This is a genomic window from Massilia sp. Soil_C_3 (assembly GCF_057657035.1).
The window spans coordinates 52,549-72,424 of record NZ_JBDGJG010000007.1; the positions used below are offsets into that span (position 1 = coordinate 52,549).

Annotated in this window: 16 protein-coding genes; 5 read left to right on the forward strand and 11 right to left on the reverse strand. The window is 66.7% G+C overall.

Going from position 1 to position 19,876, the window contains the following annotated elements:
- Positions 1–63: 63 nt before the first annotated feature.
- Complete coding sequence (locus AC3A6F_RS15410; protein WP_487682173.1) at positions 64–954, forward strand: sigma-70 family RNA polymerase sigma factor; 891 nt, start codon at positions 64–66, stop codon at positions 952–954.
- Positions 955–961: 7 nt separating this feature from the next.
- Here the strand turns inward: AC3A6F_RS15410 and dcd are convergent, their stop codons facing one another.
- Entirely contained in the window at positions 962–1,528 is a 567-nt protein-coding gene (dcd, locus tag AC3A6F_RS15415; RefSeq protein ID WP_123068242.1) for a dCTP deaminase, read from the reverse strand.
- A gap of 146 nt (positions 1,529–1,674) precedes the next feature.
- Between dcd and AC3A6F_RS15420 the strand changes: the two genes are divergently transcribed.
- Positions 1,675–1,926, forward strand: coding sequence for a hypothetical protein (locus AC3A6F_RS15420; protein ID WP_487682175.1), 252 nt, complete (start codon positions 1,675–1,677; stop codon positions 1,924–1,926).
- A gap of 16 nt (positions 1,927–1,942) precedes the next feature.
- Here the strand turns inward: AC3A6F_RS15420 and AC3A6F_RS15425 are convergent, their stop codons facing one another.
- The 3 genes from AC3A6F_RS15425 to AC3A6F_RS15435 all read right to left on the reverse strand — a co-directional run bounded on the left by AC3A6F_RS15425 (position 1,943) and on the right by AC3A6F_RS15435 (position 4,286).
- Positions 1,943–2,749, reverse strand: a complete 807-nt coding sequence (locus AC3A6F_RS15425; protein WP_487682177.1) for an alpha/beta hydrolase — start codon at positions 2,747–2,749, stop codon at positions 1,943–1,945.
- Positions 2,750–2,814: 65 nt separating this feature from the next.
- Positions 2,815–3,723, reverse strand: coding sequence for a peptidase associated/transthyretin-like domain-containing protein (locus AC3A6F_RS15430; RefSeq protein WP_487682179.1), 909 nt, complete (start codon positions 3,721–3,723; stop codon positions 2,815–2,817).
- Positions 3,720–4,286: a Spy/CpxP family protein refolding chaperone gene (locus tag AC3A6F_RS15435; RefSeq protein ID WP_487682181.1), complete on the reverse strand. Its 567-nt coding sequence runs from the start codon at positions 4,284–4,286 to the stop codon at positions 3,720–3,722. Before AC3A6F_RS15435 ends, AC3A6F_RS15430 begins: the two co-directional genes overlap by 4 nt.
- Before the next feature lie 133 nt (positions 4,287–4,419).
- Here AC3A6F_RS15435 and AC3A6F_RS15440 point away from each other — a divergent pair, with 133 nt between their 5' ends.
- The 3 genes from AC3A6F_RS15440 to AC3A6F_RS15450 all read left to right on the forward strand — a co-directional run bounded on the left by AC3A6F_RS15440 (position 4,420) and on the right by AC3A6F_RS15450 (position 8,165).
- The gene (locus AC3A6F_RS15440) at positions 4,420–5,106 is read left to right on the forward strand and encodes a response regulator (RefSeq protein WP_487682183.1); all 687 of its coding nucleotides are present in this window, start codon (positions 4,420–4,422) and stop codon (positions 5,104–5,106) included.
- A 1-nt stretch (position 5,107) separates the two neighbouring features.
- Positions 5,108–6,520: a sensor histidine kinase gene (locus AC3A6F_RS15445; RefSeq protein ID WP_487682185.1), complete on the forward strand. Its 1,413-nt coding sequence runs from the start codon at positions 5,108–5,110 to the stop codon at positions 6,518–6,520.
- Positions 6,521–6,626: 106 nt separating this feature from the next.
- Complete coding sequence (locus AC3A6F_RS15450) at positions 6,627–8,165, forward strand: hypothetical protein (RefSeq protein ID WP_487682187.1); 1,539 nt, start codon at positions 6,627–6,629, stop codon at positions 8,163–8,165.
- Between the two features lie 184 nt (positions 8,166–8,349).
- Here the strand turns inward: AC3A6F_RS15450 and AC3A6F_RS15455 are convergent, their stop codons facing one another.
- The 7 genes from AC3A6F_RS15455 to AC3A6F_RS15485 all read right to left on the reverse strand — a co-directional run bounded on the left by AC3A6F_RS15455 (position 8,350) and on the right by AC3A6F_RS15485 (position 19,853).
- Entirely contained in the window at positions 8,350–10,698 is a 2,349-nt protein-coding gene (locus AC3A6F_RS15455) for a DNA internalization-related competence protein ComEC/Rec2 (RefSeq protein ID WP_487682189.1), read from the reverse strand.
- Positions 10,699–10,701: 3 nt separating this feature from the next.
- Entirely contained in the window at positions 10,702–12,426 is a 1,725-nt protein-coding gene (locus AC3A6F_RS15460) for a T6SS immunity protein Tli4 family protein (RefSeq protein WP_487682191.1), read from the reverse strand.
- On the reverse strand, positions 12,423–14,129 hold the full coding sequence (locus tag AC3A6F_RS15465; RefSeq protein WP_487682193.1) for an esterase/lipase family protein: 1,707 nt from the start codon (positions 14,127–14,129) through the stop codon (positions 12,423–12,425). Before AC3A6F_RS15465 ends, AC3A6F_RS15460 begins: the two co-directional genes overlap by 4 nt.
- On the reverse strand, positions 14,126–16,948 hold the full coding sequence (locus AC3A6F_RS15470) for a type VI secretion system Vgr family protein (RefSeq protein WP_487682195.1): 2,823 nt from the start codon (positions 16,946–16,948) through the stop codon (positions 14,126–14,128). The genes AC3A6F_RS15465 and AC3A6F_RS15470 overlap by 4 nt, the downstream gene beginning before the upstream one ends.
- Positions 16,949–17,089: 141 nt before the next feature.
- Complete coding sequence (locus AC3A6F_RS15475; RefSeq protein ID WP_487682197.1) at positions 17,090–17,890, reverse strand: TatD family hydrolase; 801 nt, start codon at positions 17,888–17,890, stop codon at positions 17,090–17,092.
- Positions 17,891–17,893: 3 nt separating this feature from the next.
- A complete protein-coding gene (gene lolD, locus AC3A6F_RS15480) occupies positions 17,894–18,595 on the reverse strand; it encodes a lipoprotein-releasing ABC transporter ATP-binding protein LolD (RefSeq protein ID WP_320469039.1) in 702 nt (233 codons plus the stop codon).
- Positions 18,588–19,853 carry a lipoprotein-releasing ABC transporter permease subunit gene (locus AC3A6F_RS15485; protein WP_487682199.1) on the reverse strand — a complete coding sequence of 422 codons (1,266 nt, stop codon included), beginning with the start codon at positions 19,851–19,853 and terminating at the stop codon, positions 18,588–18,590. Before AC3A6F_RS15485 ends, lolD begins: the two co-directional genes overlap by 8 nt.
- Positions 19,854–19,876 lie beyond the last annotated feature (23 nt).

Sequence of the window (19,876 nt, forward strand, 5' to 3'; positions counted from 1 at the left end):
TCTGCCCGCCGAGAGAGGCCCGGATCGAATCCGGGCCTTTTTTTTCGCGTATCATTTTCGCCCATGGATACCAACAACGTCGACTCCGCCTCCTTCTTCACCGCCCGCCGCCCGCGCCTGCAGCGCATCGCCTACCGCATGCTCGGTTCGGTGGCCGAGGCCGAGGACGTGGTACAGGACGCCTGGCTGCGCTGGCACGGCGCCGACCAGGAGGCGGTGCGCGAGCCGGAAGCCTTCCTGGTGCGCACCGTAACGCGCCTGTGCCTGGACGTGCTCAAGTCGGCGCGCATCAAGCGCGAGGAATACATCGGGCCCTGGCTGCCCGAACCCTTCATCGACCCCGCCGATGAGGACGACGACGACATCACCCTGCCCCTGATGCTGGCGATGGAGCGCCTGTCGCCGCTGGAGCGCGCCGCCTTTTTGCTGCACGACGTGTTCGACATGGACTTCGACGAGGTGGCCGAGGCGATCGGCCGCGAGCCGGCGGCCTGCCGCCAGCTGGCCAGCCGCGCGCGCGCCCACCTGGCCGGCGCGCGGCCGCGCTTCCCGGTGCCGCAAGACCGCCAGAAAGAGATCGCCGCCGCCTTCTTCGCCGCCTCGCGCAGCGGCGACGTGGCCCAGCTCACCCGACTGCTGTCGAGCGACGTGGTGTTCTATGGCGACGGCGGCGGCAAGCGCCCGGCCGTGATGAACCCGATCTTCGGGCAGGAGAAGGTGCTGCGCTTCCTGCTGGCGCAGAAGGTGAAGGCGGCCTGGGATGCGGCCGAGCTGCTGCAGTCGCCCAGCATCGACGGCCTGCCGGGGCGGATCACGCTCGAACCCGACGCCATGCTGCAGACGATGGCGCTCGAGATCGACGACGGGCGCATCAAGGCCATCTATGTGATGCGCAATCCGGACAAGCTGGGACACCTGGCGCCCTCCGGACACCGGGCGCGCCAGGAACGCTGAAGACCGGTCAGGTCTTCGGCAGGGTCACGCCGTGCTGGCCCTGGTACTTGCCGCCACGGTCCTTGTACGAGGTCTCGCAGACTTCGTCGCTTTCGAAGAACAGCACCTGGGCGCAGCCTTCGCCGGCATAGATCTTGGCCGGCAGCGGAGTGGTGTTCGAGAACTCCAGGGTCACGTAGCCTTCCCACTCCGGCTCGAACGGCGTCACGTTGACGATGATGCCGCAGCGCGCATAAGTCGACTTGCCCAGGCAGACCGTCAGCACATTGCGCGGGATGCGGAAGTATTCGATGGTGCGCGCCAGCGCGAACGAGTTCGGCGGGATGATGCAGACGTCGCTCTTGACGTCGACGAAGGAGTTCGAATCGAAATTCTTCGGGTCGACGATGGTGCTGTTGATGTTGGTGAACACCTTGAATTCGTCGGCGCAGCGGATGTCGTAGCCGTACGAGGAGGTGCCGAAGGAGATGATGCGGCGGCCGTCCTGCTCCCGTACCTGCTGCGGCTCGAACGGCTCGATCATGCCGGTGCTTTCCGCCATGCGGCGGATCCATTTGTCGCTCTTGATAGTCATTGTCGGTTTCCAGCAGGGAGAAAATCCCGCGATTTTACGCGAAATGGCGGCGCCGGTGATGGTCGCAGTTGGCCATGCTGTCAATATTCATTGCGAGCAGGCGCAATTGTGAATACCATAAGTCACCCTATTCGATGGAGATCCACATGCAGCATCTGCCCAAGGCCCTGATCGGCGTGTTCGTCCTGACCCTCACCGCCTGCACGACCGCGCCCACCACCGACCAGCCGACGCCCCCGGCCGCGGCGGCGCCCGCCATCGCGGCCAAGGTCGACGATGAAACCATGACTGGCTCGCGGATCCCGAAAAAAGGCGGCGGCGACCGCACCGTCAAGACCGTCGGTGCGCGCGACGCGCGCGACTCTTTCGACAACCAGGCCAAGCCGATGGACCGTTAAAGCGGCTCTTGACAGCCTAAGGCCGCATCGGTGCGGCCAGCAGCCGCTCGATCATCGCCTGCGTCAGGCGCGCCGTCTCCTGCGGCTTTTCGAGCGGATACAGGTGGCCGCCCTCGATCATGACCAGGTTCTCGCCCACCAGCTTGCGGGTGCCATCCATGCCGGCCTGGCGCATCTCTTCCGAGCGGGTGCCGGCGACGAAGCCGACCGGCACCGGGAACGGGTCGCGGATCACGGCATCCATGTGGTGCGGGAGCGTCTGGTAGATGGCCGACTCCACGTCGCGCCGAAAGCGCAAGGTCACGCCTTCGGGATGCGGCGCCAGCCCGTGTTCCAGGTAGTCGTCCAGGGCGCCCGGGGCCCAGGCCTGGAAGATCGGCTTGGCGCTGAAGTGCTGGAAGGCGGCGTCGCGGCTGGGCCAGAGTTCGCGGCGCTTGCGGGCGAAGCGCGCCGGCGACAGGCGTTCGCCCCAGCCGGCCAGCTTGGCCAGGCGCCAGCCCAGCGCGCGCCAGCCCGCCACCACCGGCGAATCGAGCATCACCACGCAGCGCGCCAGGTCGGGGCGGCGCTTGGCCGCCAGCATGCACAGCATCCCGCCCAGCGAATGGCCGACCAGGATCGCCGGCCGGCCGTACCCCTCCAGGTGCTCGACCAGTTCGTCGACCAGGGCGCCCCAGCCGTCGGCGACCGGATGGCGCGGATCGTGGCCGTGCATGTCCAGGGTGCGCACGTCGTAGCGCTCGCGCAGCTGCGCCAGAAGGCGGCTGTAGGTGCCGGCCGGGTAGCTGTTGCCATGGGCGAAATGAAGCAGGGGTCTGGACATGGGCGGACGCGATCGGATGCAAGAGCGCCCAATTGTAATGTCCAGCGCCGCCGGGCGGTCCGCCTTTAGAAGGAAACGCCTACAAGCAGCTCGGCGGTATAGCCCTGGACCGCATTGCCTGTTACGCTCGCCATCTGCAGCGCCGTACTGTCGGAAAAGACGTTGTCCGTCGCGTAGCTGATGCGTGCCAGGTTGCGCACGCTGCTGGCGTAGCCGCTGCTGGCATAGGCATCAATGAGCGTCGCCAGCGGGAAGGCGAACTGCGAAGTCTTGACCCGGTTTGCCGCGCTGTTCGCCTTGGCCAGGGTCGGATAGACCTCGAAGTGCACGTGCGGCATGCGACCGTCATAGCAGCCCGGGAAGATGGTCGTGAACGTGACCCAGCCTTCGCTGTCGGCTTCCTGCACGCCGCGCAGGTAATTCTCGTCCACGATGCCGTTCGAATACATCGAGTAGCCGCCTTCGCGGGTGCAATGCCACAGATAGACGGCCGCCCCGCCCGCCGCGGCGCAGCCCTGGAGCACATTCTCGATCTTCAGGCGGATGACCAGCGGCACGCCCTGGGCCATACCGCTGGCGCCGCCCACGCTGGCGCGAATATCGCCGCGCACGATGCCGGACAGGGTCAGGGCATTGGCCACGCCATTGGCGTTGCGGTTGGTGCCGTCGCCCGGATAGGGGCCGCCAGTCTCCTCGGGGATGACGGAACAGGCGGCATTGCCTCCCGTCGCGCCACCACCCGTGCCGTTGCCGGTGGTGGTGGTCGAGGTCGAGATGCCGTAGCCATCGTCCATGCTGCCGCCGCCGCAGCCGGCCAGCGGCAGCGCCGCCGTGCTCATTCCAAGACCCAGCCAGCGCAGCGACTGGCGGCGCGTGGCCGGCCGCGCCAGCAGGCGCGCCAGATCGGCGCCGAGGCCGAGGTGGTGATCGTCGTGCTGGTCGTCCGCACCCTGGATGATCGACAGCACGCTCATTTGCCTGCCTCGCGCTGCCCGGTCCGCGCATTCTTCTTGTCGGCCCTGCCCTTGACGCCCTTGCCGCGCTCGCCGCGTGGCCGCTCGAGCTGTGCGCGCTGCCCGGGCGTGAGCACCGCCTTGATCCGGGCGTCGGTCTGCAGGCGCAGCACTTCCTGGTCGGCGATCGCCTGGCCCAGCGCCTGGGCGCTGGCGGAGGCGCGCGCCTCGTCGAGCTGGGGTGCGCGCGCCAGTTCGTCCAGCGCCTGCCCGGCCTTGCGCTCGGCCTTGTCGAGTTCGCGCCGCCTTGGGGCCTGGGCATGCAGGATGGCGAACACGCGATCCTGCTGCGCCTCGCTCAGGTCGAGACCGCGCAGGAACGGCGGGCCGGCGTGCGGGCCTGGCCCGAATGGCGGGAACGGGCCGCTTGGGTCGAATGGGCCGGCGGCTTGCTCGAAGCCCGGTCCGGCGCCGGGGCCCTCGACGGGCGGCGCGGCTTGCGCCAGCACCGCGGGAGCGGCCAGCAGGCAGGTGGAAAGGAGCGCTGTGGCGCGCAGGGTGGACAGTTTGGGGTGCAGGGTCATCGCGGATCCTCCGGCGTTTTGGAGCGGCCATTGTGTGGCGGGCAGGTGTAAAGCGCGCCTAAGGGAGGTAAATCCGGGTAAAGCGGCCCGCTGCGGGAAAGACCGGAATGCGCGACTGCGCTATCCTGTCGCCATGAACCATGTATTGCTTATCGACGACGACGTCGAACTCGTCGGCATGTTCGCCGAATACCTCGAACAGGAAGGCTTCAGGGTCACCTGCGTCCACAACGGCGACGACGGCGCGCGCGAAGCGCTCGGCGGCCGCCACGCCATCGCCATCCTCGACGTCATGATGCCCGGCACCAGCGGCATCGACGCCCTGCGCCAGATCCGCGCCGCCAGCCGCATCCCGGTCCTGATGCTGACCGCGCGCGGCGACGACGCCGACCGCATCCTCGGCCTCGAACTGGGCGCCGACGACTATGTGGCCAAGCCCTGCACGCCGCGCGAACTGACGGCGCGCGTGCGCGCCATCCTGCGCCGCACCCAGGCGCAGCCGGAGAGCATTCCCGGCGCCGCCCTCACGGTCGGCAAGCTGACCATGCATCCCGAGGGGCGGCGCGCGACCTGGGACGGCGCGCCGCTGGACCTGACCAGCACCGAGTTCAACCTGCTGGAAGTCTTGGCGAGAAATGCCGGTAAGCCGGTGAGTAAGAACGAGCTGTCCGAACAAGGCCTGGGGCGGCCGCTGGCCCGCTTCGACCGCAATATCGACGTTCACCTGAGCAGCTTGCGCCACAAGCTGGGACCACTGGCGGACGGCCGCTCCTGCCTGCAGACCATCTACCGCCAGGGCTACCAATTGATCAAGGAGTAGCATGGGGCGGCTGTTCTGGAAGTTCTTCCTTTGCATTCTGCTGGCGCAGCTGAGCGCCACCATCGCCATCGGCGGCGCATTCTGGCTGCGCGACCAGGCGCGCCAGAAGGCCAGCTCGAGCCTCGACTCCGGCCCGCCGGCCGCGGTCGCCCTCGACGCGGCGACGGCCACCCTGCGTCACGGCGGAGAAGGTGCGCTGCGCGGCCTGCTGGCCGACCTGCGGCGCCCGCAGCTGTACGTGCTCGACGAAGCCCGCCGCGAGCTGCTCGGGCGCGCGGTGCCGGCCGAGCTGCTGAAGGAAGCCGAGCGCCAGCTCGGCAACGGCGAACAGCGCGGCGCCTGGCGCGGCGCACGGCATCTGGTCGGGCCCGGCGGCGAGCGCTACCTGGCCTTCGTCCCGCGCCAGTCGGGACGGCCGGAGGGAATGCGCGGCGGCCCGCCCGACCCGCTGACACCGGCGCTCGACCCGGGCGCGCGCCGCCGCATCGGCCAGACCGTCGTGATCGGCGCCGCCGTCGTGGCCAGCCTGCTGTTCGCAGCCCTGCTGGCCTGGTATTTCTCGCGTCCGATCCGCGCCCTGCGCAGCGCCTTCGAGGCCGCCGCCGCCGGCGACCTGGCGCCGCGCTTCGGCCGCGCCACCAAGGGCGGCGACGAACTGTCCGACCTGGGACGCGACTTCGACCGCATGAGCGGCCGCCTGCGCGCACTGATGGATGGCCAGCGCCGCCTGCTGCACGACGTCTCGCATGAGCTGCGCTCGCCGCTGGCGCGCATGCAGGCGGCGGTCGGGCTGGCGCACCAGCAGCCGGACAAGTTCGCGAGCACGCTCGAACGCATCGAGCGCGAGAGCAATCGCATGGACAAGCTGGTCGGCGAGCTGTTGACCCTGTCCCGCCTGGAGGCCATGCCCGACGCGCTGCGGCGCGAGGCGGTCGACCTGACCGAGCTGGCGGACGGCATCGTGGCCGATGCCCGCTTCGAGGCGTCCCAACCCGACCTGCGGGGCGTGGGTGGAGGCGGCGCGGCGCCCGAGGCGATCCGCATCCTGGTCGAGGCCGAGGGCAGCGTCAGCGTGACGGGCGACCCCGACCTGCTGTGGAGCGCCCTGGAAAACGTGGTGCGCAACGCCGCCAGGCACGGCGCCCAGGGTGGCATCGTGAACGTGACGGTGCGCGCCGACGAGAAGCTGGCCCGCATCGACGTGCTCGATCGCGGGCCGGGCATCGCGCAGCAAGACCTGGCGGCGATCTTCCAGCCCTTCTTTCGCGCCGGCGCATCGCGCACCGGCGTCGATGGTCACGGCCTGGGCCTGGCGATTGCGCAGCGCGTGCTGCACGCCCATGGCGGCGAAATCGTGGCGCGCAACCGCGAGGGCGGCGGCCTGCAGGTGACGATCACGCTGCCGCGCGCCTGATTCGGCTGGCCGTCACCCCATCGATATTGCCCAAAGAACCAGCAGGGAGGTAGAATACGGCGGCCTTCTCCACCTGAGTGCTATCGCTCGCATATCTGGAGCGATCTTGCTCAAGCGCCTGTCCACCTATTGGTTTGCCCCCCTGTTCCTGGCCATCGCCGGTTTCGCCCTGGCCACGACCTCGCTGACCGGCGATGGCTATGAATACATGCTGACCATGCACGCGCTGTACGAGCATGGTACGCCCGACATCACCCACGCCGACCTGGCGTCGCTGAAACACAGCGCAGGGGGCATGCCGTTCTATGGCGGAACCCTGGGCGACCTGATGCCGCAACTCCATGAGCATCTGCGCGCGCCCGAGAAGACGCCGGCCTACACCTTCACGGTCATGCCGAACGATGCGGGCCATTTCTACGGCATCCATTTTGGCTTGTACTCGCTACTGGCCCTGCCCTTCTACGCACTGCTGAAAGCCTTCGGCGCGCAGCCATACTACGCGTTCACCCTGCTCAACCTGTGCTTCTGCGCCAGCGCCTTCCTGTATATCAGGCGCGCGTTGCCCGAGCAATCCTCGCTCGCGATGCTGCTGTTCCTGCTGGGGGGCACGACGTTCTACCTGAACTGGACCGGGCCCGAAGTGATGACCGCCAGCTGCGTGCTGATCGCATGCCTTGCAAGCCTGCGCGGCCAGGCCGGGCTGGCCATCCTGTGCGCCGGCCTGGCGGCGAGCCAGAATCCACCGCTGGCGCTGCTGATTCCCTTTGCTTGCGCCTGCCGCGTCCTGATCGTCAGGTATCCCAGGCTGCAGTGGCCGGACAGCATCGCCGCGCCCCTGGGCAGGCGCGAGCTCGTGCTGGCTGCGGCCGGCATCGTTGCGACGCTGGCGCCGTTTGCCTTCTTCCAGTGGACGTTCGGCACGCCGAGCGTGATCGCGCGCGACTTCAACGGCTCCGAATTCGTCACCGGCGCCCGCCTGTTCTCGCTGTTCTTCGACCTGAACCAGGGAATGGTTATTGGCAGCCCCGGCATCGCGCTGGCGGTATTGCTCGGATTGTTCGTGCTGCCCAAAGGGCAGCGCGCCACCTGGCTGCTCGTCGCGGCGCCGGTACTGGCGCTGATCGTCCTGATGGCCCTGCCCGCACTGAGCACCATCAACTGGAACTCGGGCGGCGTGGTCATGACGCGGTACAGCTACTGGCTGAGCATTCCGCTGCTGGCGCTGGCCCTGCTGGTTGCGCGGCTGTCGTCGCCAAGGTCCCGCGTTGCGCTGCTGCTCGGCGGCGTGGCACTGCAGGCGGTGGTGCTGTCGGGTACCGGCCTGCTGGGAGAAAAGACCATCTTCATCGAACACTCGGCGCCGGCGCGCTGGGCGCTCAGCCACTTCCCGAAGTACTACAACCCCGAAGCCGAAATCTTCCACGCCCGGAACCAGAAGCGGGTGACCCTGCCGCTTCCGAAAGACAGCATCTCGGTATTCAGCGTCGAGGGCAAGCCGACCAAGATCATGCGGCATCGATCGAACCGGAGCGCGCCACCTGGGCTGTGCGCCGCGGGCGCGGCACTGGAAGGACACGATGTACGTTACGTTTCGCGCGAATGGGAATACCTGCATGCGCCGTTCACGTGTGTGCCAAGTCCCTAGGGAAGCACTGATCTGTTCACGGCGGCGCGCTCGTCCACGAGAAAATGCGCCCTGCGGCGTTGCAAATCCTCGCGATACCACGCGGTATCGCTGCGGTTTGTGTGCGGCCGGCGAGGCCTTGCCAAGCACATTTTTCGTGACCGATTGCAGCCCGCCAGAATAGATCAGTGCTTCCCTGGGCTTGTCAGCGGCCATGCCAGTAACGGGCGTGTTCGATCCGGTAAGCGCGTGCGATGAAGCCATCGGCTGAATCGAGCGTGATGGCGCCCGTCTGGTCGGTCCGCATCTGGGCGATGCCCATGGCGCGGTAACGCTCGACCACTTCCTTTTTGGGATGACGATAGCGGTTGCGGTGGCCAACCTGGAACAGCGCCAGGTCGGGACGCACCGCCGACAGGAAAGCGGCAGTCGACGACGTGCCGCTGCCGTGATGCGGCGCAAGTAAAACCTTGGCGCGCAGGCGTTCACCGGCCGTGACGAGCAATTCGGCCTCCTGCGCCGCTTCGATGTCGGCCGCCAGCAGCATGGCCGTGCCGGCCGCGCTCACACGCAGCACGCAGCTGCGCGCATTGGCCTTCAGGCGCGGGTTGGCATAGCTGGCCGGGTCGGGGCCCAGCATCTCGAAACGCACGCCATCCCACGTCCACGCCTGGCCGGCTGCACAGCGGCGCGTATGCTTCGCCTTGCGCAGCACGGGATGCGAGGCCGGCAGGGACGACACCAGGCTGTCGACCTCGAGCGCCTGGAGCACGGCGTCGGCGCCGCCGACGTGATCCAGGTCGCTGTGCGACACCACCAGCGTGTCCAGCCGCCCTACGCCGCGCCCTCGCAGGTAAGGCAGGATGACGCGCGTCGCGCCACTGGCGCCGGGTGCGTACTGCGGGCCGGTATCGTACAGCAGGCGGTGGCGGTGGGTTTCGACCAGCAGCGCCATGCCCTGGCCGACGTCGAAGGCGGTGACGCTGAACGCGCCGGGCGGCGGCGCCGTCGGCAGCTGCGTCAGCAGCGGGGTCCAGGCCGCGAGGCCGGCCCAGCGCTGGGGCCAGCCGCGCGGCGCCAGCATCCATGCAGTGCCAACGAGCGCCAGCGCGAGTATCCAGAGCGTCGGCGCCGGCGCGGTCCATACCGCCAGCGCCGGCGCGGCCAGCCGCTGCAGGGGCCAGGTCAGCAACTCGATCGCCAGGTGGGCCACACCCAGGACCACGCCGGCCAGCGGCGATGGCAGGATGCTGCCGACCAGCGCCAGCGGCGTCACGAACAGGCTGATGACGGGGATCGCCACCGCGTTCGCCAATGGGCTGACCAGGGAAATCTGACCGAACAGCAGCAGCGTGAGCGGCGCCAGGCCGATGGTGACGGCCCATTGGGTGCGCGTCGCCACCAGCAGCCCCGCGCGCCAGCCGCGCGTTTGTTCGCCGAGCCGTCCGCTGCAGGCGTACAGGATCGCGGCGACGGCGCCGAAGGACAGCCAGAAACCGGGCCACAGCATGGCCCAGGGATCGAGCAGCACGACGATGCCCAGCGCCAGGCACAGGACGTGCGAGCTCGATGCGATGCGGCCGCACCAGACCGCGGCCGCGACCACCGCCAGCATATAGAAGGTGCGCTGGGCCGGCACCCCGAAACCGGCCAGCAGCACGTACATCAGCGCCACCATCGCTCCCGCCAGCGCGGCGGCCTTCTGGGCCGGGAGGCGCAACGGCAGTTGGGCGTCGGTCCAGAACGAGCGGCGCCACAGGCTGGCGACGATCCAGGCCGCGAGGCCCGCCACCATCGTGATATGCAGGCCCGAGATCGACACCAGGTGACTGATGCCGGTGCGGTTGAAGACGTCCCAGTCGTCCTGGTCGATGCCGCGCTGGTCGCCGATGACCAGGGCCACAATCACGCCCGCGTAAGGCTCGCCGTCGAGGATGGCCAGGATGCGTGCGCGAAGGTAACCGCGCGCGCGTTCGATCGCGTAGCCGGCTCCGGGGGCCCAGTCGTCGAGGCGTTCGTTGCGGCTGCCTGCGGGACGCACGTAGCCGGTGGCGCGCACGCCCTGCTCCAGCAGCCAGGCTTCGTAGTCGAAGCCGTGGGGGTTGGCGTTGCCGTGGGGGCGCTGCAGGCGCACGACCAGACGCCAGCGTTCGCCAGGGTGGATGAAAGCGGGATCGGCGGCGGCGCCGTACCAGGACAGGACGATCTTTGGCGGAACGCTGCCGCCGCGGGCTTCGGTGTGCGCGACGTCGAACTGGAAGCGCACGCCGCCGTCGAAGCGGTGCGGGAGGCTGGCGATGTTACCGGTGACGGTAATGTCGCGGCTTTCATCGTCGTGGGGCAAGGCGTTGCTCAGCGCCAGGTGCGCGATGAAGGCGGCCCAGCAGAAGCCGAGCAGGAGGCCGGTTGTGATCATTCGGGGCAGGCCGCGCAGCACGAGGCAGGCCGCGATCGTCGCGGCAGCGCAGGCGAGCATGACGCTGGCCGGCGGCAGCGCCGGCTGAAGTTGAAGCACGGCGGCGCCGCCGGCGAACGCGAGGATCGCGCTGCGCATGATCTACGCCGGCGATGTGCCACCTGTAGGCTGGGGCCTCGATTCGTCCGGTCCAGGGCCAGGAAATGAATCGGCGTCGACATGACGCACGAGTTGCCACGCACTGCGCCGGTGAATCAGTTCTGAGTGCCCGCCACCCCGGCCACTGAACTGCGCGCGGAACGTCGCGGCGGGAAGCAGGCTCCCGGCCGCGAACCATCTTGTGCCGTCGAGCGCATGCGTGTCTTCACAACGCCACCATCCGCTGGCCGGACAAGCAGCGCCGGTCCTGGCCACGCTTCCGATCGGTAGCTCGAAGTATCCCGCGGGAACAGTTCCGGCTTGGATAATTCCTGGGTCGGGCACCGCCATCGCCTGCTCGAGTCCCACGATCGGCGACGCCCGTGCGTTGCTTCGCTTGTCCACCAGCATCCACAATGTGGCGTTTGTGCTTTCATAACTGGGCTGAACTCCTCGCAAGCGTTGCCACATTGTCTGCTGCGGCAACAGCAGGGCCTGGGGCATGGTCTGTCCCTGTTTCAGGAACTGGCGCTGACCGCCAAGGACGTTGACGCCAGGCCTGCTGTCGGTGCACTCCCACCAGCCGCTTTGAGGGCAGGTGTCGCCGGCGAACGCACTGATGCCCAATGCCGCGCTGAGCGGCTCGGCATGCCTTGTCGCCGCCGTTTCGACTGGGCGAATCCGGATGCTGTTTGCAATCTGCTCCCAAAGCTCGAACATCGCTTCTTCGGACAGGGTCGACTGGACCGGGCTGCCGCCTGCTTCAGGATTCGTGCCTGACTCCAGCTCCAACTTCAGCCTCGGCGCATGAACATCATCCTTCAGCCCCTGCATTTCCCACTGAAACGAATATCCAGTGGTGAAATTCGGTTCGCGTATCCGCATCACCAGCTCTTCGCCTGCCAATCCATTGATTGCACGCGGATGTTCCCGCAAACTGGTAAATGCCAGCTGCATGTACATTGGCTCACGCGAGGCGGATTTTGCGTTTCGCTCCAGAAGACCGGGCGCTGGATCGGTCCCCGACATGGACGAAAAGACGATATTGACATCGGGATGTCCGGGAAGGCCTGCAAACAGCACGACGCTTTCCAGATTCTCATGATCGTAGGGATCCTCCACAATTGCGTGGCCGAGACAGAATCCTTCCTGGCGGGGGATATACTCCAGCTTCAAGGGACGTATCCGGTCGAGTATACTGGCTACGCTGTCTATATGCCCGGGGGCTATCCATTCGATATTTCCTGTCACGCTGACGTTATCGAGCCGGAGCATGCCGCGCAGCGCCAGGATCTCTTTGTACACGAATCTGTCGTCCTTGAGCGCTTTTATACGGCGGCGGTCATAGACGAATGTCTTTCCATAACCAGTCTCGACGAGTACTCTCTTGCTCGATTCGAGGCTGGGCTGTCCGTCTTCATTCACAGCCTGTGACAGTTCCTCTTCTACCCGCTGCAAGCGCGCCGAGAATTCCCGTTCTGATTCCCGATCCGTACTCACGATATCCAGCCCGCCGACAGATCCATGTTTAAGCGTCACTTGCGCCTCAGCGGGCAGATCGATCAGAAAACGCCCGACACACACCGTTTTCATTTTCTCGGTCATTTTTGCCACCTTATGCTTATCGTTCACAGTCTGTACGGAGTTAGCGAGAATCGACACCAGCGCTAGTGCAACCGCCGTCAATCCACATATCCAGCGGACGCGCCGACTGGCAAGCCGCTTCATCGGATGTCCTGTACGATCTTGACGATGAGATGCCGGATCAGGAGACGCATCGTCTCGGGTTGGAGACTTTCTTGATGACGAAATCCTGCTGGCGCGAATGTCTGTCGAACATACGCGGCCGGCCCCGCCCCGGATTGGACCGGTACCGTTTCATCGCCGTTCGCGTCTTCGGGCCACACCGAGAACTGCAGCTTCATGTCTTGCCCGATTCGCACCTTGCGCGCGCCATCTTCCGCGACGGCTTCGAACTGCCCGCCTCGCACATTCGCTGGGGTCAGCACTGCCGGGTTAACGGATGGCTCCCGAGCAACCCATCTGATCTGTCCATAAGCCTTCAATACCTTGTCCGAACCGTAAAAAGCATAGGTATTCGGATGGTAGTAAGGCCTCGGATCGCCGCTCTCGTTTCCCGGCGCGTTTAACAGCCTCGTGTGAAATCGTTCTGCCTCACCAATGGCCTTGAAAATCCGATCGACAACACGATCGTCCATTCGGGTGTATCTTTTCGCCGGATCTGCAAGGCTGGGGTCAATCATGCGATACCAGGACTTCATGTCGCGGTAAAAGTCATATGGGCTACCGTCAGGCAAGGCAAGAAGATCCCTCACTTCGTCACGTCGATTGACAGCTCGCATCGTTTTGACAATGACCCACGGTTTGGGATATAGATGATTCGGAAGCAGTTGCAACACCCCTTCCGAGAGCGCCATCACCGGCGTCGTCTCGGCACTACTCCCACCAAGGATATCGGCGATGGCGCCCGCCTTTCTGTTCTCGAGAAAGCCGTTCGTGAACCTTCCGCCTTCCGTACCGCATGCGATGCGCCGGTAGGTTACCGGCGCGCCCAGCGCAGGCATTGCTGCATGAATGATGCCTGCGATATCGGGCGCAGTGCCGTCGCCAGGAGGACTGATTCGCGCACAGGCGCGCGCAACCAGCCCCCCCATCGAATGGGTAATCAGAATGACCTTCTGGCATTCATGCTTGCGCTCGTTCCAGTATGCTTTGATCTGATCAATTCGCTGTCGCAGGGTCCGTCCCGACTTCTCGCAGGATTCCAGCCAGTTATAGCCAAAAGCATAGACCGGATACTGGAACACGGCATATTTCTCGAGTTCCACTTCCGTCACCCTCGCAACGCTGCGGACGCCCCAGGTTTCGGGAGCGGCTTGCATCACGCGTCGCCAGAAATGACGTATTTCTCGCCTTCCCTGCGGGGACACCTCAAAGGTCTTGTCCAGATGACGCTGCAAGTCGATCAACAGCGCGCCGTAAGAGCCTGCATGGACCTCTCCCCAGCCCCGTTCCCGCAAGACGCTCGCGTCGAATGTGTTCGGTGCGAATCCTAACTGGCCATCCGGATCGACTTCCAGGGCGCTGCCGTCCAGGATGCGCTGTCGCTCGGAGGGAGGGCGGTCCGCCCATTTGCGGGCTTCCCAAAAACCATCAGCGATCCCGTTCGGCGGTCGCCATGCTGATTCTCCCGGGTTGAGGATGGCGCCCTGGTCGCTTGCCATGTCCGCGCGTGCCCGTAAATTCGAGCCCATGATGCCCGGCACGAATATCACTGGAATCACCTTGCGCGACCCGATAGTGACCCTGGCCCTCACTTTGAAGGCCGTCGGCGTCGCGACCGTATGCGCCACCAGGCTTCCATCGCGGTCGACAGTTGGCTGGGGAATTGGACGGGTCGGCTCCTTCATGCCCGGCCCGGACCGGGATCGTCCGGTTCGTCGTCGGGTAACAGGCGGATTTCGATGTCGCCCATGGCGTAGCTGCAGAGGATGCTGGTGCGTCCCGCGTCGTCGGTGACGCCCTGGATGCGGGTGCCGTCTTCGTGGCGGGCGACGTAGCGCTTGCCACGGGCCGGCAGGTTCGTCTGGCGGTCGAGCACCACCACCCGCTCGTCCGTTTCCAGCTCGGTCGCCGGCAGGCGAAGGCCGGCGGGCATGCCGCCGCCGGGAGAAAGATGCTCTACCGACGCCGCCCTGACCACATGCTTGCCATTGCTCTGGTGCGTGATGGTGCCGCCGTCCCAGTCGGTCTGGGTGCCCTGCGAGACCACCTTCACCGATGGCGCTTCGAGTTCGATGCCGGTGGCGGCGATCAGGCGGATGCGGCTGGACGACTTGATCTCGATGTCGCCACGGTGGGTCTCCACCACGATGTCGCCACGGGCGGCGATCAGCTTCATGCCCAGTTCATAGGCGAACATGCTGAGCGCGCGCGAGGCCCGCAGGAACAGGCTGCGGCCGGTCGCCAGTTCGGCGTCGCCGGTCGAGACGATGTCGATCTTGGTTTGGGCGCCGAGGGCAATGCTGTCGTCGCTGGCCAGCATTACGCCGGCCGGCGCGTTCACGGCCACCAGCGGCTCGCCCCCTGCCCCCGAACCAGGGGCGACGTTCGAGCCGTCGTGCCAGTGGCGCAGGCGCTCGGCCAGCGCGTCCAGGCGGGGCCTGGCTTCTTCGCTCTCGCCGTGGTCGCCCGCCAGCCTTCCGAGCGTGTCCAGCACGCCGTGCATCGTTTCCATGAGTCCGACCAGGCTCGCGCGCTCGAGCTGGGCGCCGGCATCGTCCTGCTTGCCGCCCGCACTGAGCAGGATGCCTTCGCCACCACGGAGCGCGACCGCCTTGTCGCTGCGCAGTTCGGCGCCTTCGCCGCGCGGGCCTGCCTGTCCGTTCGCACGCGGCTCGGACAGCCAGCCGAGGTTCAGCTCAGAAGCAGCATGCTCGCTGGCCAGCTGCACCGCGATCTGGCCCGGCGTGTCGTCGAACAGCAGCTGGCCGCCGCGCGCCCCGCCAATCTCGCGGCTGCGCATCCCCGACAGATAACGGTTGCCCGGCAACTCCCCCGCCCGGCTCAGCGCCGGCGGCTGCGCGCGCTGGTTGTACAGCTGCGACAGGATCACCGGCCGATCCGGGTCGCCGCCCATGAAGGCCACCAGCACCTCGGTGCCGACGCGCGGCAGGCCGAGCGTGCCCGCCTGCTGCTGGCTGCCCGGCCCGGCGCCGGCCCAGTTGGACGCCACCCGAACCCAGGCCGAATCGGCGGGCGTATCGGAGGCGCCGGCGCCGTGCGCATGGCGGTGGTCGCTCGTGCGCATGCCGGGAAAGCGGATCTTGACCCGGCCCAGCGCATCGCAATGCACCTCTTCGCCGGGCGGGCCGGTGACGATCGCGCTTTGCAGCTGCGGATGCGGCAGGTCGATGCGCGGGTCAAAGCTGGGCACCAGCGGGATGCCGCGCCGGACCGCATCGAAGCTCACCCGCACCCGCACCGCGTCGAGCGATGGCGGGGTGTCGGGAAAGGCGGCGTCGTCCGTCCAGGCGCCCATCAGGCGCCGCACACGCGCCGAGACGTCGGCCGGCAGGTTGTTCTCGGCCTCGACGTGCAGCGCGGTGATGGTGAAGTCGCGTTCGGGCGCCGGGTGGGTGTCGATCTCGGGATGGCCGCTCAGGGTGAACCATTCGCCGGCGCGCAGGTCGCGCACCCCGCCTTCGCCATGGAAACACTTGGTCTCGAATTCGTGCCGGTTCATGCGCACCTGGCCGAGGCGCCAGTGGTCCTCGACGTCGTTGCCGGCATGCGGCATCTCGACCTGGTAGTCGTCGAGGCTGGCGGCGAGCTGGTTGCCGCTGCGGCCCTGGTCGGCCATGCTGCGCGCGGTGGCGGTCATGAACTGGGTGCCGAGCGGGTTGCGGTAGTCCCAGCTGTGGCGCGTGGTGCTGCCCGCCTGCAGGCGGCGCGCGGCGCTCCAGGAGACGATGGTATCGCGTTCTTCGCTGGCGCCGCCGCGGTGATAGCGCACGTTGCCGGCGCCGTTGCGCGGCAGCGAGTTGGAATCGGCGAACAGCACCAGCGTGTGCACCGGCGAGGTGTCGCGCTCGACCTCGAGCGTGCGGGTGCGCGCATGGCCGGGACGGAAGGTCCAGGCCACGCCGCGCCGGCGCAGCAGGCGGCGCACGAAGGCGGCATCGGACTCGTTGTATTGCATCGTCTGTTCGCGCGGCGGGAACTGGCGCATGTCGAACAGTGGATCGAGTTCGTATTCGAAGGCGCTGGCCAGCACCCCGTTCGATTGACGCCATTCGTCGAACAGCACCTGCACGATCTCGAGTTCGTTCTGGTAGCGGAACACGCGGCTGTTGACGCGCTTTTCCATGATCGCCAGCGCGTCGCGGATCACCAGCTGGTAGACGCCCAGGCCGCCGTCGTAGTCGCCGGCCCTGGCCTCGGCCACGATGCCGCAAGCGCTGCGCAATTGGCCGCGGTCGGTGACGAACTGGATTTCGGCCGGCAGCGCGATCAGTTCCTTGAGCGGCAAGCGCGGGGTCGACGCGACGCAGGTAACCACATATTCGAGGCTGCCGCAGACCGACTCGCTGCCGCTGACCCGCTGCGGCAGCAGGACTTCATCGGCAAGGTGGTCGGCATGGCCCAGGCGCAGCCGGATCGCCCGATGGGCCGTCGTCAGCGATTTCTCGTGCTGCAGCATGCGCAGGAATTCGCTCGCGCTGTCCAAGTGTGTCTCCTGTCCGGTAATCGCTGGGGTCAGCGCAACTCGTCGAAACAGAATCTTGGCACGGCGGTAGCAATTACAGTTTGCTCGCGCTCACAATTGACGAGTGAACTACGTCGAAAACCGATACTCGTGGCTTTCGTGTCAAGGACACAGCGCCGCCAGGCGGGGAATGGCCGCCAGCGAGGCGCGGTAGGCCGCTTCACGTACCTCGTCCACCCCGATCCCGCGCAACTCGGCCAGTGTGGCGCCGATGCCGGGGAGTTGATCGGGACTGTTGCGTCCCGGATGAATCCAGCTCGGCGCGATATCGGGCGAATCGGTCTCGAGCACGATGGACGAAAGGGGTAGCTCGGCCGCCAGGCGCCGGATCTGCAGCGCGCGCGTGAAGGTCATGTTGCCGCCAAATCCCAGGTGAAATCCCAGCTCAATGAAATTCTGCGCCTGCTGGAAACTGCCGTTGAATGCATGGGCGATCCCCCCTGGCGGGCGAATCTGGCGCAGGTGCTTGAGCACCTGGTCTTGCGAGCGCCGCACGTGCGTCAAGACCGGCAGGTCGAAGTCGCGCGCGATGCGCAGCTGTTCGCGAAAGAACCGCTCCTGCTTGTCGCGCATGGCAGGTTCGGTCAGCTCCGGGATGAAGAAATCCAGGCCGATCTCGCCGATGCCCACGAAGCGCGGGTCGCTCATCGCCTGCTCCACCCGGGTGCGCATATAGACCAGGTCTTCGTCCTGCGCCTGCGGCACGCAGATCGGATGTATGCCGAGCGCATAGCAGGCGTTGGGGCTGCCGTGCGCCAGGCCGGCGACGGCATCGAAATTGCCCCGCTCGACCGCCACGATCACGATCATCGACACCCCCGCGTCGCGCGCTTTCAACGCTTCACCAGCGCCGTCGCCGCCATACTCGCGCGCATCGAGGTGGACGTGGGTATCGATCCACATCGCTCAGCCTTCCGCCGGCTGCAGGCCGTGCTCGGTCATGCGCAGCACGCGGTCGCAGCGGCGCGCCAGTTCCATGTCGTGGGTGACGATCACGAAGGCGGTGCCGAGGGTGCGCGACAGTTCCAGCATCAGGTCGAAGATGATCTGCGCCGTGGTGTGATCGAGGTTGCCGGTCGGTTCGTCGGCCAGCACGCATGCCGGCTGGGTGACCAGCGCGCGCGCCAGCGCCACCCGCTGGCGCTCGCCGCCCGACAGTTCGCCCGGACGGTGCACCACGCGCTTGCCCAGGCCCACCCGTTCCAGGATCGCCTGCGCACGCTCCATCGCGACCGGGCGTGGTTCGCGCCGGATCAAGAGCGGCATCATGACGTTGTCGAGCGCCGTAAACTCCGGCAGCAGGTGGTGGAACTGGTAGACGAAGCCCAGCGCCGTGTTGCGTAGTTCGCCGCGGCGCGCCTCGGACAGGTTGGCGAAGTCCTCGCCGTGCAGGGTCACCGAGCCGCTGCTCGGCGTATCCAGGCCGCCCAGCAGGTGCAGCAGGGTCGATTTGCCGGAACCGGAAGCGCCGACGATGGCGACCCGCTCGCCGCGGTGGACGGCGAAATCGATGCCGTCGATCACGCGCACATTGGCGTCGCCCTGCTTGAAGGTTTTACCGAGGCCGCGGCAGGCAAGCACCGGGGCGCCGTTGAATGCATCACTCATAACGCAGCGCCTCCGCCGGTTTCACGCGCGAGGCGGCCCAGCTTGGATAAACGGTGGCGGCAAACGCCAGCAGCACCGAGATAACGCCGATGACGGCGACGTCCGGCCCATGCAGGTCGGACGGCACGGTACTGATCAAATATATATCTTTGGACAAGAACTCCACTCCCAGCAAACGTTCGATGAACGGAACGATGACATCGATGTTCAGGCTCACCGCCACCCCCATGCCGATGCCGGCCAGCGTCCCGAGCACGCCGACCACCCCGCCCTGCACCATGAAGATCTTCATGATCGATTGCGGCGACGATCCCAGCGTGCGCAGGATCGCGATATCGGCCTGCTTCTCGGTCACCGTCATCACCAGGCTCGAGACCAGGTTGAAGGCGGCCACCGCGATGATCAGGGTGAGGATAATGAACATCATCTTTTTTTCGGTCTGTACGGCAGCGTACCAGTTGGCGTTGAGCTTGGGCCAGTCGCGCACCGTCAGGTCGCCGGTCATCTGGCCTTTTAGCTGTTCGGCGACTTCGGGCGCCTCGCGCATATTGGCGATGCGCAGGCGCAGGCCCGACGGCGCCGGCAGCCGCTCCAGGCGCTGCGCGTCTTCCACGTGGATGAACGACAGCGCCGCATCGAAATCGAAGTGGCCGGCCTCGAAGATGCCGGCGACGGTGAAGCTGCGCGTGCGCGGCACCATGCCGGCCGGCGTGACCTGGCCCTGGGCCAGCACCATCGTCACCTTGTCGCCCAGGCCGACGCCGAGCGCACGCGCCAGCGCATAGCCCAGCACGATGTTGAACTGGCCCGGCTTGAGGGCATCAAAACTGCCGGCGCGCACCTGGCGCGCCACGGTCGATACATTGTCTTCCTCGCCCGGCAACACGCCGCGCACGATCGACGGGCGCATCACGCCGTCGCGCACCAACAGGCCCTGGGTCTCGACGAAAGGCGCGGCGCCCAGCACGTTCGGATTGCGCAGCGCTTCTTTTGCGGACGCGCGCCAGTCGGGCATGCTGCCCGAATCGTCGAATACCTCGATATGGGCCAGCACCGACAGCATGCGGTCGGTGACCTGCTTCTGGAAGCCGTTCATCACCGACAGCACGATGATCAGGGCCGCGACGCCGAGGGCGATGCCGGCGACCGAGATCAGCGAAATGAAGGAGATGAAGCTGCTGCGCCCGCTGCGCTTGCCGGCCCGCGTGTAGCGCAGGCCGACCTGCCACTCATATGGCAGTTTGTGGATGATGCTCATGCGTTCCTGAATCGAAAATGTGA

Bases quoted from the DNA above. Each gene is read 5' to 3' on its own strand.
- AC3A6F_RS15410 (WP_487682173.1), top strand. From the start codon at position 64: ATGGATACCAACAACGTCGACTCCGCCTCCTTCTTCACCGCCCGCCGC.
- dcd (WP_123068242.1), bottom strand. From the start codon at position 1,528: ATGACTATCAAGAGCGACAAATGGATCCGCCGCATGGCGGAAAGCACC.
- AC3A6F_RS15420 (WP_487682175.1), top strand. From the start codon at position 1,675: ATGCAGCATCTGCCCAAGGCCCTGATCGGCGTGTTCGTCCTGACCCTC.
- AC3A6F_RS15425 (WP_487682177.1), bottom strand. From the start codon at position 2,749: ATGTCCAGACCCCTGCTTCATTTCGCCCATGGCAACAGCTACCCGGCC.
- AC3A6F_RS15430 (WP_487682179.1), bottom strand. From the start codon at position 3,723: ATGAGCGTGCTGTCGATCATCCAGGGTGCGGACGACCAGCACGACGAT.
- AC3A6F_RS15435 (WP_487682181.1), bottom strand. From the start codon at position 4,286: ATGACCCTGCACCCCAAACTGTCCACCCTGCGCGCCACAGCGCTCCTT.
- AC3A6F_RS15440 (WP_487682183.1), top strand. From the start codon at position 4,420: ATGAACCATGTATTGCTTATCGACGACGACGTCGAACTCGTCGGCATG.
- AC3A6F_RS15445 (WP_487682185.1), top strand. From the start codon at position 5,108: ATGGGGCGGCTGTTCTGGAAGTTCTTCCTTTGCATTCTGCTGGCGCAG.
- AC3A6F_RS15455 (WP_487682189.1), bottom strand. From the start codon at position 10,698: ATGCGCAGCGCGATCCTCGCGTTCGCCGGCGGCGCCGCCGTGCTTCAA.
- AC3A6F_RS15460 (WP_487682191.1), bottom strand. From the start codon at position 12,426: ATGAAGCGGCTTGCCAGTCGGCGCGTCCGCTGGATATGTGGATTGACG.
- AC3A6F_RS15465 (WP_487682193.1), bottom strand. From the start codon at position 14,129: ATGAAGGAGCCGACCCGTCCAATTCCCCAGCCAACTGTCGACCGCGAT.
- AC3A6F_RS15475 (WP_487682197.1), bottom strand. From the start codon at position 17,890: ATGTGGATCGATACCCACGTCCACCTCGATGCGCGCGAGTATGGCGGC.
- lolD (WP_320469039.1), bottom strand. From the start codon at position 18,595: ATGAGTGATGCATTCAACGGCGCCCCGGTGCTTGCCTGCCGCGGCCTC.
- AC3A6F_RS15485 (WP_487682199.1), bottom strand. From the start codon at position 19,853: ATGAGCATCATCCACAAACTGCCATATGAGTGGCAGGTCGGCCTGCGC.